Origin of the sequence: Gemmobacter denitrificans, assembly GCF_036964905.1 — a bacterium.
Lineage (GTDB): Bacteria > Pseudomonadota > Alphaproteobacteria > Rhodobacterales > Rhodobacteraceae > Gemmobacter > Gemmobacter denitrificans.
This window is the reverse complement of record NZ_JBALHR010000002.1, coordinates 461122-474460: the sequence shown is the minus strand read 5'-3', so window position 1 is coordinate 474460 and position 13339 is coordinate 461122. Positions and strand designations below refer to the sequence as shown.

The following is a 13339-nucleotide window of genomic DNA, read 5'->3' as shown; positions in this document are numbered from 1 at the left end:
CTCTGCCGGTCTCCCCTTGTTTCAGGGGCGACCGCGCTCGCATCTTCTGTGTCCATTCAGGACAGTCGGCCTAAAGCAGCCGCACCTGCGGGCGCCGATAGGCCTGTGCCGGGTCGATCATCAGTGCCGTCAGCGCCCAGACCAGGGCATCCACGCGATCAGGCGATCCCCTGCCCTCATAGCCCCGCGCGGTCATCCGGCACATCTGATCCTCCAGCCGCTCCAGCCCACGCAAATGGCTGACGCGCCCTTGTTCATACAATGCGGCCACCGGCTCGGCCCGTGCGGCCTTGCCCTTGCTGGCCCGGACCGCCTTGAAGCTGACCAATGGATCGACCTGCCGGATCACCGCCTGCACCAGATCGCCGCCCTGGTTGACCTCGGCCACCAGCCGATCTGCCCCATGCCGCTCCATCGCCGCAATCGCCGCGCGCGCCCAGGCGTCGGGCGAGGCACCCTGCACAGTGGCATCCTCCAGCACATAGGCCCTCCAATCCTGGGGCGGCCCTTCGGTCACAGCGCCAACGACAACGATTCCACAATCATCCGATCCGCCATGCCCGGTGACAGGCGGGTCCACCGCCACCACCACCCGGCTCAGCACCGGCGCGCGATCCACCCGGCCGCGCTCCAGCAGCCCCGTGGTCCACAGCGCCCCCTCGGCATCCTCGATCAGCACACCGTCCAATTCCTGCCGCCCGGCGCGCGTGCCGCCATAGCGCGTTCGCACCTCTTCCAGAAAACTCGCGGCCAGATAGGCGCGGTTGGCATCGGTCGGGGCATGGGTCACCACGCTGCTGGGATTGTTCAGGATCGCCTTCAGCACCGCCACATTCTTCGGCGTCGTTGTCACCACCTGCTGCGGATGGTCACCCAGACGCAGCGCGAATTGCAGCTGGTCCCAGGTTTCTTCCGCCCGCTTCCACTTGGCCAGTTCATCCGCCCAGGCCGCATCGAATTGCGGTCCGCGCAGGCTTTCCGGCTCATGCGCCGAAATCACCTGTGCCACCGCCCCATTGGGCCAGACCAGCCGCTTGCGCGTTGCTTCCCAGACCGGCCTGCGGTCGGGGGGCGAACAGGCCATGATCCCGCTTTCTCCAAAGATCATCACCTCGCGCACCTGATCCTGCGTTTCGCCCACCAGCGCCACGCGCCGCGCCTGGCCGGGGTCAGAGGGTCGCGCCCCTTCCACCATGGAACGGATCCACTCCGCCCCGGCCCGCGTCTTGCCCGCACCACGCCCCCCCATGATGACCCAGGTCTTCCAGGCCCCTTCGGGTGGCAGTTGGTGGGGCAGCGCCCAGAATTCGAACATCCACGGCAAGGCGATCAAGGCCGCATTGCTCAGCCCTCCCAGAAACTCATCCACCTGGGCCTGCGTCACGGAGGCGAGCCAGGCGGCGCCCGATTTCAGACCGGGCTGCCGCGAAATCCAGTTCTCCGGCGCCACTTGCGACCCCGGCAACCTGCTTGCGGAGTTTGTCAACGCGGTTCCTTTCTTCCATCACCAACTGGAATGCAGCGCGCAGATCCCTGACCGCCTGCATGGCGGTCTTGGCCTCTCCGAACTCGCCCCGCCGCACCTTTTCGGTGGCCGCGGCCAGTTCCATCGCTACTTCCCGATACATGCTTTCCGTTGCCTTCAGCAAAGCTTCAGGCCCGGCGTCTCCCCCAAGAAATTCCATTCCCATACTGCTGCCGCCTGCTCTCATGCCCCCGCACGAGTGAAATGAAAAAAGCGAGCGCCCGGGTCCCCCCGATCCGTCGCTCGCCCATTTCTTCCAGCATGGCAAATCTCTACACGACAGCGCCCGCAATGTCAAATAATTTTGTATTTTCAATATGTTAACGCACCGCGCGCAACTACCACCCGCGACGCAACACCAGATTCCGCGCAAGAAGGTAGTCACCTCTCGCTGCGCTTGCGATCCAGTCATTTCCATGCGCCTTCCACGCACATTCTGATGCGCGGTCAGCTTCCAAAGAGACAGGGTAGCTCGTCCAACGGGCATTCAGGCAAGTGATCTTGCACGATCACCCATGCAGCAAAAACAGCACCCGAACCCGCCGCATCCCATCCAAATGTATCCATAAGGAAGATCGCGAAACGACAGAAAAGATCGAGCAGTCATCTATGGACTGGTTCACAACTGACTGATTTTTCCGGGAATATGAAGGTCAAAACTGTTCGCATAAATTAAAATAAACCTACACCTCCTGCAAGGCGATAAAATGTTCGACTGGAATATGGCCTGCCACATTGATGCTGGATTCGGCGAGTAAATCGGCAAACTGTGGACTTGTGCAACAACACTCAGTACAGTATCCAACATTGCTGGCTGGGAGGAGGCTTTGATGAGCATTTCCATTTTGAAAAAGAATATCAGCCATTTCTGTATCTGTATCGCTTCTTCAGCGATCCTTGCGGCCTGCGCACCGGAGACGGCATACAGCTATTTCCTGATCAACGCCGAAAATTCAATCGAAATTCGCATGCGGGTTTCCAAGGGTATAATCGGATCGGTAGAAGAAATCGGTGCATCCTGCGGAGTTTATTCGAAAGAGAGATTTCATACAAAGTGCAATTTCGAAGGCAAGAACAGATTGGCGAGTATTGACATCTTCGCGCCTCCCGTTGGCGACTTGAAGGTATTCATTCGCGAAGTGAGGGGAGTTTTTCTTCCAGTATCTCCGGATAAACCATTCGAAGAGAGTGTGAGTGATTTCTACCTTGAGCTTGAAAAGGTTGTTTTGAGTAACATCCCAACCGGATCGAGTTTCACCGCGAAGCGAAACTTTGTTGGAGGTAGTTTACCGGACCAAGAGTTGCCGATCCATAATTAACATAACTTTGCATCTTGATTTCTGCTGTCTTTTAGACTTGGGTTTTATTTGGTCGGCTTTAGGCAGTGTTGACAAAACGGATTCCCCTCCGCGGTCGGCTGTGATTCAAGATCATCTCTACGTGGGAGGTGACCTTGGCACGAAACCTGATGTCGGACGACGAATGGGCATTCTTTGAGGGCTTCATCCGGGCAGTCCGTCATTCGATCGGTCGCAAGCCTGCGGACCATCGTCTTGTTCTGAAAGGCATTTTGAGCTGCTGCCGGTTTCGTGGACAGCGGGTTAAGCTAGTAAAGCGCGGGCCTCGAACTCCATGGGCCTGAGGTAGCCCAGTTTCGAGTGCCGTCTGCGCGGGTTGTAGAAGCGTTCGATGTAGTCGAAGGCATCGGCACGGGCTTCGTCGCGGGTGTTGTAACGTCGACACGCAGATCATTTGGGAGCGCTGCATCGCTTTCAACCTACCCGAATTGAGCCCTTGCCAACGCATGGCCCAGCATGACGCCCAATGCCCGCCAGCGGCAGATGGGGCGCGCAAGAGTTCCAAACTGTACCCCATGACAGCCGAAGCAAAACTGAACTTACAGCGCTCGCGAGTCGCATCTCACTGCAAGCAGGCGCTTATTATTTGCGGGTATTTTGGCGGGTAAGTCAAAAACATCAGAAAAATATCCAATGCATTCAAAGGTCAATGGTGGAGCAGAGGGGGATCGAACCCCTGACCTCGTCATTGCGAACGACGCGCTCTCCCAACTGAGCTACTGCCCCGCGACCTGCGCGATTTCTGGAGAATCGCCACAGGATTGTCAAGCCGCCACGCGGCCCTACCAGCCCTGCCCCACGGGACGGAATTCATGCAGGAAAGAGGCCATCATCGGCACCAACTGGTTGCGCCCCGGGCCGGCCAGAATGATGACCAGCCGTGACCCCTGCACGCCCTCCGGCCAATCCGGCAATTGGCGCGGCGGGCTTAGGATATGCTGCACCACATGAAAGACTGTCGGGCGACCCGGCCATTCGGCCAGTTCCACCAAACCCTTCACCCGCAGCAGATCCGGCCCGTAGGTCGCCTGCAGCGCCGACAGGGCCATATCCATCACCGCCGCTTCGACCGGCTGATCTGCCATGAAGCAAAAGGCCGTGATACCCCCGCCATGGTGGTTGGGGCTGTGGTGATGGCCGCTATGGTCGGCGCGGGCGGCAAAGCGCAGCCATTCCGCCACCACCGGCGGCTTGCCGGCCAGATCATAGGCCGCAATCGAAAACAGCCGCTCGGCTGCCATGTCGGGGGCGGCCAGAACCTCGGCATTTGGGGCCAGGCCTTGCAACCGCGCGATCACCGGGGCCGGGTCGGCCAGATCGGTCTTGCTGACCACCAGCAGATCGGCCACTGCCACCTGCCGCCGCGCCTCTTCCTGCCGGTCCAGCACCTCCAGCGCGGTGGCGGCATCGACCACCGTCACCACACCGTTCAGCACGAAATTCTCCAGCATGATGTCATTGGTCATGAAGGTCTGCAGCACCGGAGCCGGGTCGGCAAGACCGGTGGTTTCGATCACCACGCGGCTGAATTTGGGGCCCTTGCCGCTGTCGGCCTCATCCTTCAGCCGCAGCAGCGTCAGCCGGACATCGCCCGAAACAGTGCAGCAGATACAGCCGGTGGAACTGGCGAAAGCGCGATCCCCAATGCCTTCGATCAATCCGCCATCCACATCGACCGCACCGAATTCATTCACGATCACCGCCGTATCGCCGAAGCCGGGTTCGGTCATCAACCGGTTCAGCAAGGTGGTCTTCCCCGCGCCCAGAAAGCCGGTCAGAATGGTGACAGGGATGCGCAGGGTCATGGCAGGTCTCCTTTGCGGTCCGGCTTATGCGGGCCTGTGGCAGGACGCAAGATCACCGTGCCAGCGCGAGCAGGCCCGGCACGTCCAGATGCGCCTCCATGTGATCGGCAAGGGCGTCCAACGTCGCCTCAACCGTGGCCGAATGCGAAAGGCCCGATGACACCGCGCCAAGCCCCCGCAGAAAGGCCGCCCGAAAATCATCGGCGCGAAACAGACCGTGCAGGTAACTTCCGGTGATCCGCCCATCCCCCGACACGGCGCCCTCCGGTGCTCCATCGACAAAGGCAAAGGGCCGCGCCCGGCCCGGGCCATCGCTGCGCCCGATATGGATCTCATAGCCTTCGACCGGCAGGCCGCTGGCCGCATGCACCGCGCGGGTGCGGGTCAGACGCTTGTCAGGGGTCATGGTCGTGTCGATTTCCAGCAGGCCCAGCCCCGCCGTCTCGCCCGCCGGGCCTTCGATCCCCTCGGGGTCACGCACGACGCGGCCCAGCATCTGATAGCCCCCACAAATCCCCAGAACATGCCCGCCGCGCCGCACATGGGCGGCAAGGTCGATATCCCAGCCCTGTGCCCGCAGATAGGCCAGATCGCCTCGGGTAGACTTGCTGCCCGGAATGACCACCAGATCGGTATCGCCCGGAATGGCTTGCCCCGCAGCCACCATGGTCAGTGCGACGCCCGGCTCTTGTGCCAAAGGGTCCAGATCATCAAAATTCGCGATGCGTGACAGGACCAGCGCCGCCACCTTGAACGCGCCCGACCCGCCCCCGCGCGGCAGATCCAGCGCATCCTCGGCCGGAAGCTTTGCAGCATCTGCAAAGAAGGGCAGCACCCCGAACCCGCGCCATACCGTGCGTTCCGCAATCAGCCGATAGCCGTCATCAAACAGGCGAACATCGCCGCGGAACTTGTTGATCAGAAAACCGGAAATCATCGCAGCATCATCCGGGTCAAGCACCGCCTGGGTGCCAATCATCTGCGCAATGACCCCGCCGCGATCGATATCGCCGGCCAATACAACCGGCACATCCGCCGCCCGGGCAAATCCCATATTGGCAATGTCGCCCGCCCGCAGATTGACCTCGGCCGGGCTGCCTGCCCCTTCCACGATCACCAGATCATGCGCCGCACGCAGGCGCGCAAAGCTTTCCAGCACTGCGCCCATAAGCTGCGGCTTCAGCGCCGCATAATCGCGCGCCTTCACCGTGGCAATGCGCCGCCCCTGCACCACCACCTGCGCGCCGACCTCGCTTTCGGGTTTCAGCAGGACCGGGTTCATATCGGTGATCGGATCAAGCCCAGATGCCAAGGCCTGCAGCGCCTGCGCGCGCCCGATCTCGCCACCATCTGCGGTAACGGCGGCATTGTTCGACATGTTCTGCGGCTTGAACGGCGCGACAGTCAGCCCCCGCCGACGCGCGGCCCGGCACAGCCCGGCCACCAGCAAGGATTTGCCGACATTGGACCCGGCCCCCTGGATCATCAGCGCAGGCATGGCAGAAATCCTTGCGGGATCAGGGGGCGCTGCCCCCTCCGCCCTGCGGGCCGGTTTCCCGGGGGAAACGCGGCGCCTTTACCTTGGGCGGTCAACAGGATCCCTCCCTGTACCGCAACCTGACCCAGCCTGGATTCGGTCAACACCACGTGCCCTTCATCTTGGTCCAAATATCCCGGTAGAGTCGTGCGCCAGCACGCCGGGGGCAGAGCCCCCATCCTTGCGATGCGTCAGAACTCGACGCCCTTCTGTCCCTTGATCCCCGACCGAAACGGATGCTTCACCAATGCCATCTCGGTCACCAGATCAGCAATCTCGATCAGTTCTTCCTTCGCGTTGCGGCCCGTCAGGCAGACATGGGTCATCGGCGGTTTCTCGTCACGCAGAAAGGCAACCACCTCGTCCACCGCCAGATAATCGTAGCGCAGGGCGATGTTGATCTCGTCCAGCAGCACGAAACGGATGTCCGGGTCGCGGATCAGTTCCTTGGCCTTTTCCCAACCCTTCCGGGCCGCCGCAATGTCACGCGCCTTGTCCTGAGTTTCCCAGGTGAAGCCTTCGCCCATGGCATGGAATTGGCAAAGGTCACCGAAGTTTCCTTCGATCAGCCGACGTTCGCCGGTATCCCAGGCCCCCTTGATGAATTGCACGACCGCGCAGGGCATGCCATGGGCAATGCATCGCAGGATCATGCCAAAGCCCGAGGACGACTTGCCCTTGCCCGCACCGGTATGAACGATGACAAGACCCTTTTCGCCTTCCTTGGTGGCCATGATCTTGTCGCGGGCGGCCTTTTTCTTGGCCATCTTGGCGGCATGGCGGGCAAGATCATCCTGCGGGGTGCTTTGGGCTGCGGCGTCGTCGGTCATGGGCATCTCCTCTGACCTGCAGGTCTAACCGATTGCCGCAGGGCCGGAAAGCCCGGCTCCGACCTTTGCCGCAGCGGGGGCGGCGTCGCGCCGATTGCGGCGGCGGATGTCGCCCTTGCCCCTGCAGACGCCGCGCCTGTTCTTGACTCGCAAGGCCAATCTGTCACAAGGCGGTCATGCTGGTTCCTGCCCTGTGGCAGGCGAAGAAGGAATGCGTCCCCCCATCCGGGGCAAGCGCAGCCGCCCCCGCGACCGTGACCGGAGAGGCCCCATGCCACTGGCGTACAGCCGGGAAGGCCGGGACCGGGGGGAAACCCGCTCCGCAAGCCGGGAGACCTGCCAGCAGCAATGAAGTGACGGGCGGACGGGGTGTTTCCGCTGCGCGACCGGGGCCTTTGCCCCTGCCGTGCCATGCCCCTGCCCGATGGGAGAAGACGCATGGCACAGGCCCTGCTGCATGTCTGCACCACCTGCCGCCGCGAGGGGGCCGCGCCCCCTGATGGCCCGCGCCCGGGCGCGCAGCTGCTTGCCGCGCTCCTGGCCGAACCGCTCCCCGAGGGGGTGGCAATCCTGCCGGTCGAATGTCTCTCAGCCTGCAGCAATGGCTGTGCCGTCGCTTTGTCCGCCCCGGACAAATGGACCTATGTCTATGGCCGAATGGACCCCGAAACCCATGCTGCGGCCATTCTGCAAGGGGCGGCGGCCTATGCCGCCACGGCCGACGGGCTTGTGCCCTGGCGCGAGCGGCCCGAAATCTTCCGCAAGCAGAGCCTTGCGCGCATCCCGCCCCTGCCCGCCCTTGACCCCATTCCCGCCCTGAAGGACGCCGCCGAATGACTGACCTGACCAAGATCCCCGTCACCGTAATCACCGGCTTTCTGGGCGCGGGCAAGACGACGCTGATCCGCCATCTGATGCAGAACCCGCAGGGCAAGCGTCTGGCCGTGCTGGTGAACGAATTCGGCACCGTGGGGGTGGATGGCGATATCCTGAAATCCTGCGCCGATGAAAACTGCCCGGTGGAAAACATCGTCGAACTGGCCAATGGCTGCATCTGCTGCACCGTGGCCGATGATTTCATCCCCACGATCGAGGCCCTGATGGCCCTGCCGCTGCGCCCCGATCACATCCTGATCGAAACCTCGGGTCTGGCCCTGCCCAAGCCCTTGCTCAAGGCCTTTGACTGGCCGGCGATCCGGTCGAAGATCACGGTTGATGGTGTCGTGGCCCTGGCCGATGCCGAGGCCGTGGCGGCAGGTCGCTTTGCCCCCGATGTGGCAGCGGTGGATGCGCAGCGCGCCGCCGATGACAGCCTGGATCACGAAACCCCGCTGTCCGAAGTGTTCGAGGATCAGATCGCCTGCGCCGATGTGGTGCTGCTGTCCAAGGCCGATCTGGCCGGGGAGGCCGGTCTGGCCGCCGCCCGCGCGGTGATCGAGGCCGAGGCCCCGCGCAAGCTGCCGATCCTGCCGATGACCGAAGGGGTGATCGACCCGCGCGTCATTCTGGGTCTGAACGCCGCAGCCGAAGATGATCTGGCCGCCCGCCCCAGCCATCATGACGGCCATGACGATCACGAACATGACGACTTCGATACCGTCGTGATCGATCTGCCCGAAGTGGCCGATCCCGACCGGCTGCAAGAGGCCATCCGCCGTCTGGCCCGCGAACAGGATATCCTGCGCGTGAAGGGCTATGTCGCGGTCGTGGGCAAGCCGATGCGGATGCTGGTGCAGGCCGTGGGCGAACGCGTCCGCGCGCAATATGACCGGCCCTGGGGCGATACGCCGCGCGCCACCCGGCTGGTGGTCATTGCCGAACATGATCATGTGAACGAAACGGCGATCCGCGCCGTGCTGGAGGGCTGATCCTTGCACGTCACCTTCCGCGAAAGCCACGGGCTTGAGGAAAGCGAGACCCCCTATGATCCGGGCCAGACACCTGCGGATCTGGTGGTTCTGTCGTTTTCCGACAGCGATCTTGGCGCTTTCGCGGCGGGGTGGCATCGGGCGGCGGGGCGTCTGCCTTCGCTGCGGCTGTGCAATCTGGTGGCGCTGAAACATCCGGTGTCGGTCGATACCTATGTCGAAAACACCCTGCCCGGCGCCAAGGGCATCCTGATCCGGCTGATCGGTGGCGAAAGCTATTGGTCCTATGGCGTGATGCAGCTGCAGGATCTGTGCCGCCGCAAGGGCATCGCCTTGGCCATTCTGCCGGCTGACGGTCGCCCGGATGCGCGGCTGGATGAACTTTCCACCCTGCCGGTGGGCACATTGCGGCGGCTGGCGGCGCTGTGCGATGCCGGGGGGGCGGTGGCGGCGCAGGCGGCACTGGCGCAACTCGCGCTGGCTGCCGGGCTGTATGCCCCGCCGGTGATGGGCGACAAGACGGTGCCCGATTGCGGCTGGTACGATCCCGCGCAGGGTGTGGTGCCGGGGCCAGAGGGCGAAGGCCCCTTGTTGGTGGTGACCTTCTACCGCAGCTATCTGACCGCCGCCGATCTGGAACCCATCGATGCGCTGATCCATCAGGCCCGGGCGCGCGGCCTGCGGGCCTATGGCTTGTTCGCGCCGTCGCTGAAAGGGCCTGCCGCGGCCTGGGTGGCCGAAGCCCTGCGCCTTGCCGCCCCCATGGCCATCGTCAATGCCACCGCCTTTTCGGCCCGGACCGATGCCGGGCCTTCGCCGCTGGATGCCGCCGACTGCCCGGTCTGGCAGGTGGCCCTGTCCACCGCGCGGCGCAAGGAATGGCAGGGGGCTGAACGCGGCCTGTCGCCCGCCGATCTGGCGATGCATGTGGTTCTGCCCGAGGTGGATGGCCGCCTGTTTGCCGGTGTCGTCAGCTTCAAGCAGCCCAGTGCCCGCGATCCCGACCTGCAGTTTTCGCGCTTTGCCCATCGTGCCGATCCTGCCCGCATTGCTGCGGTGATCGACCGGGTCATGGCGCGCTATCATCTGGGCCAGACAGCCCCGGCGGATCGGCGTCTGGCGCTGGTGCTGTCCACCTATCCGGGCAAGGATTACAATCTGGCCCATGCCGTCGGACTGGATGCCCTGGCCTCCTCCGAGGCAATCCTGACCCGACTGGCTGCCGAAGGCCACGCGACCGAACCCGGCGATGGCCTTGGCCGGGCGCTGGAAACGGCACGGCTGGGCTGGCCGCTTGACGCCTACGCATCAGCACTGGCCCGCCTGCCCGAAGATTTGCAAGCCCGGCTGCACGCGGCTTGGGGCGCGCCAGAGGATGACCCGGATTGCCGGGATGGGGCAATGACCTTTCGCGCGCTGTGGCGGGGATCGGCGCTGGTCGCGCTGCAGCCCGAACGGGGCGAAGTGGCCAGCCGGGACGGCGATTATCACGATCTGGCCCGGGTGCCGCGCCATGCCTATGTAGCCTTCTATCTCTGGCTTCGGGCGCAGGGCCTGCAGGCGCTGGTCCATATTGGCGCGCATGGCACGCTGGAATGGCTGCCAGGCAAGGCGGTTGCCCTGTCCGGCCAGTGCTGGCCCGAGGCGCTGATCGGTGCGCTGCCGGTGATCTATCCTTTCATCGTCAATGATCCAGGCGAAGCCGCGCAGGCCAAACGGCGCATTTCGGCCCTGACTCTGGGCCATTTGCCGCCGCCCATGGTCGCCTCGGCCTTGCCCGATGGCCTGCTGCGTCTGGAACGGCTGCTGGACGAATATTCAACCGCCGACGGGCTTGACCCGGCCCGGCGCGACCGGCTGATTGCCGCTGTCCGGCTGGAAGCACAGGCGGCGGGGGTCGAAGAGGATCTGGGTCTTGGCCCCGATGCCTCGCCCGCCGAGGCGATCACCCGGATCGACCGTTTCGTCTGCGACATCAAGGAAAGCCAATATGGCGCGGGCCTGCATGTCTTTGGTCAGGGCACCGGCGAGATGGAAGGGCTGCTGGCCGCGCTCAATGCCCGCCATGTGCCCCCCGGCCCCTCGGGGTCGCCCTATCGGGGGCGCAGCGATGTGCTGCCCACCGGGCGCAATCTTTACGCCGTCGATCCCCGTGCCGTGCCCAGCCGTGCGGCCTTTGCCCAAGGGGTGAAGCTCGCCGAAGAATTGCTGCGCCGCCATCTGCAGGAACAGGGGGATTACCCCAGGTCACTGGTGATCGACCTCTGGGGCAGCGCCACCATGCGCACCGCAGGCGAGGAATTCGGCATGGCGCTGCATCTGGCCGGGCTTGCCCCCCGCTGGGATGCGGGCAGCGAAAGGGTCAGCGGGTTTGACATCACGCCGCTTGCCCTGCTGCGCCGCCCGCGCATCGATGTCACGCTGCGGGTGTCAGGCCTGTTCCGCGATGTCTTTCCCGGCCTTGCGCAATTGTTCGAGGCCGCCACGCAGGCATTGGCCAACCGCGACGAGGCGCCGGAAGACAACCCCTATCTGGCGCGCAGCCCCCGCGTCTTTGGCCCCGGGCCCGGCCAATACGGGCTGGGCATGACCGAGGCGCTGGAAGATTACAGCCCCGAAGGCCGCGCCGCTGCGGGCGAGGCCTGGCTGCGGGGATCGGAATGGGCGATTGATGCGCAGGGCACGGCCCGCCCCGCCCGCGCGGCGCTGGAAGCGCGGGTCCGCGCGGCCGACGGCTTTGCCCATGTGCAGGATCTGGCCGAAAGCGATGTGCTGCTGGCTTCGGATTATGCCGCGCATGAGGGCGGTTTTGCGGCAGCGGTCGCCCATCTGGGTGGCTCTGCCACCCTGTACCATCTGGACAGCACCAACCCCGCCGCACCGCGCGCGCGTCTTCTGGGCGAGGAAATCGCCCGGGTGATCCGCGCCCGCGCCGCCAACCCCGACTGGGCCACCGCGCTGATGCGCCACGGCTTTCGCGGCGGGGCCGAAATTGCCGCGACGCTGGATCATCTGGCCGCCTTCGCCCATCTGACCCGCGCCGTGCCTGCCCATCTGATCGATCTCTATCACGAGGCGACCTTGGGCCGCGATGATCTGGTGGCTTTTCTAGAGGCCGAGAACCCGCAGGCGCTGGCCGCCCTGCGTGCCCGCTTCCACGCGCTGCACGAGGCCGGGCTCTGGGTCACCCGCCGCAATTCGATTGCAGCCATGATGGAGGTGGGCGCATGAGCGGCACACGCGCCGGGGGGCTGTCTGCCCCCCGCCCCCCCCAAGGATATCTGGAGCAGGATAAAGCAGCACCGGTCATTCAGGGCTGGTGCCCGGGCGCGTTGCGTCCCATGGCTTCGGGCGATGGTTGGGTCGTGCGGGTGCGACCCAGGCTTGGGCGGCTGACCCCTGCACAGGCAGCCGGGATTGCCGAATTGGCACAGGCCCATGGCAACGGCCTGATCGATCTGTCGGCCCGCGCGAATGTACAGCTGCGCGGCGTGACAGAGGCCAGCCATGCGCCGCTGATTGCCGGGCTGCGGGCGCTTGGGCTGATTGATGACAGCGTGGCGCAGGAAACCCGGCGCAATATCGTGGTGCAGCCCTTTCATGGCGCATCTGATCCGACCTTGGCGATTGCCGCCGATCTGGCGGCCTTGCTGGCAGCGGATGATGCGCCCGACCTGCCGGCCAAGTTCGGCTTTGCCGTGGATTGCGGTGCGGCACCAGTGCTGACAGCCACGGCAAGCGACATCCGGATCGAGGTGCATGACGGCAAGGTGTGGCTGCGCCCGGATGGGTCATCGCGGGCGAAGGCAATCAGCGCGGACACCGCAGCGGACGAAGCGATTGCTTTGGCCCGCTGGTTCTTGCGGATGGGCGGCGTGACCGGCGGCCGGGGGCGCATGGCTGCCCTGATCGCGCGCGGAATAACACCCGAGGCGTTTGACACCCCGCTGCCCGAAGCGCAGTTCGCGGCCCGCCCGGGCCTCTGCCCAACAGGCGCGATGATCGGATTCGACTTTGGTCAGATGCAGGCCGCCACCCTTGCTGCGCTGGCGCAGCTGGGGGCGCTGCGGGTGACTCCCTGGCGGATGCTCGTGCTGGAAGGCGCGCAGAACCTGCCTGCCCTGCCCGGTGTGATCACGGATCCCGCTGACCCGATGCTGAAGGTGATCGCCTGCACCGGTGCACCCGGTTGCCTGCAGGCGCTGCACCCCACGCGAAGCCTTGCCCGCGCATTGGCCCCCCATGTGCCTGACCTGCTGCATGTGTCAGGCTGCGCCAAGGCCTGCGCCCATCCCGGCCCCGCCCCGCTGACCCTGATCGCCACCGCGCAGGGCTATGCCCTGCATCATGCGGACCAGATCACCCATCATACCGCCGACGAGTTGCTCGCCCGGCCCGAACTTCTGACCCGGTAAA

Annotated in this window: 10 protein-coding genes, 1 tRNA gene, 2 pseudogenes and 1 riboswitch; of the genes and pseudogenes, 6 read left to right on the top strand and 7 right to left on the bottom strand. The window is 64.5% G+C overall.

The window, feature by feature from the left end; all coding sequences use genetic code 11:
• Positions 1-70 precede the first annotated feature (70 nt).
• A complete protein-coding gene (locus V6590_RS05495; protein ID WP_491546694.1) occupies positions 71-1369 on the bottom strand; it encodes a DNA-packaging protein in 1299 nt (432 codons plus the stop codon).
• Complete coding sequence (locus V6590_RS05490) at positions 1362-1610, bottom strand: hypothetical protein (protein WP_335420724.1); 249 nt, start codon at positions 1608-1610, stop codon at positions 1362-1364. The genes V6590_RS05495 and V6590_RS05490 overlap by 8 nt, the downstream gene beginning before the upstream one ends.
• Positions 1611-2355: 745 nt before the next feature.
• Here V6590_RS05490 and V6590_RS05485 point away from each other — a divergent pair.
• Both V6590_RS05485 and V6590_RS05480 read left to right on the top strand, forming a co-directional pair.
• Complete coding sequence (locus tag V6590_RS05485; RefSeq protein WP_335420723.1) at positions 2356-2844, top strand: hypothetical protein; 489 nt, start codon at positions 2356-2358, stop codon at positions 2842-2844.
• A 128-nt stretch (positions 2845-2972) separates the two neighbouring features.
• Positions 2973-3110: pseudogene (locus V6590_RS05480) on the top strand (IS5/IS1182 family transposase); the annotation flags it as partial.
• 16 nt (positions 3111-3126) lie between these two features.
• On the opposite strand, the pseudogene V6590_RS05475 reads toward V6590_RS05480, so the two are convergent.
• From V6590_RS05475 to cobO, 5 genes and pseudogenes are all read right to left on the bottom strand, one after another.
• Positions 3127-3264 (bottom strand): annotated as a pseudogene (locus V6590_RS05475) (IS3 family transposase); the annotation flags it as partial.
• Between the two features lie 269 nt (positions 3265-3533).
• Positions 3534-3609 (bottom strand) — tRNA-Ala (locus V6590_RS05470).
• A gap of 56 nt (positions 3610-3665) precedes the next feature.
• The gene (locus V6590_RS05465) at positions 3666-4688 is read right to left on the bottom strand and encodes a CobW family GTP-binding protein (RefSeq protein ID WP_335420721.1); all 1023 of its coding nucleotides are present in this window, start codon (positions 4686-4688) and stop codon (positions 3666-3668) included.
• Between the two features lie 52 nt (positions 4689-4740).
• Entirely contained in the window at positions 4741-6186 is a 1446-nt protein-coding gene (locus V6590_RS05460) for a cobyric acid synthase (protein WP_335420719.1), read from the bottom strand.
• 230 nt (positions 6187-6416) lie between these two features.
• Positions 6417-7055, bottom strand: a complete 639-nt coding sequence (gene cobO / locus V6590_RS05455) for a cob(I)yrinic acid a,c-diamide adenosyltransferase (RefSeq protein ID WP_335420717.1) — start codon at positions 7053-7055, stop codon at positions 6417-6419.
• A gap of 163 nt (positions 7056-7218) precedes the next feature.
• A riboswitch (cobalamin riboswitch) is annotated at positions 7219-7413 on the top strand.
• An 80-nt stretch (positions 7414-7493) separates the two neighbouring features.
• Between cobO and V6590_RS05450 the strand changes: the two genes are divergently transcribed.
• The 4 genes from V6590_RS05450 to cobG are packed head-to-tail and all read left to right on the top strand — an operon-like array spanning position 7494 to position 13338.
• A complete protein-coding gene (locus tag V6590_RS05450) occupies positions 7494-7892 on the top strand; it encodes a DUF1636 family protein (protein WP_335420715.1) in 399 nt (132 codons plus the stop codon).
• On the top strand, positions 7889-8923 hold the full coding sequence (gene cobW / locus V6590_RS05445) for a cobalamin biosynthesis protein CobW (RefSeq protein ID WP_335420713.1): 1035 nt from the start codon (positions 7889-7891) through the stop codon (positions 8921-8923). The genes V6590_RS05450 and cobW overlap by 4 nt, the downstream gene beginning before the upstream one ends.
• A 3-nt stretch (positions 8924-8926) precedes the next feature.
• Positions 8927-12154 carry a cobaltochelatase subunit CobN gene (cobN, locus tag V6590_RS05440; protein ID WP_335420710.1) on the top strand — a complete coding sequence of 1076 codons (3228 nt, stop codon included), beginning with the start codon at positions 8927-8929 and terminating at the stop codon, positions 12152-12154.
• Positions 12151-13338: a precorrin-3B synthase gene (cobG, locus tag V6590_RS05435; RefSeq protein WP_335420705.1), complete on the top strand. Its 1188-nt coding sequence runs from the start codon at positions 12151-12153 to the stop codon at positions 13336-13338. Before cobN ends, cobG begins: the two co-directional genes overlap by 4 nt.
• The last annotated feature ends 1 nt before the right edge of the window (position 13339 follow it).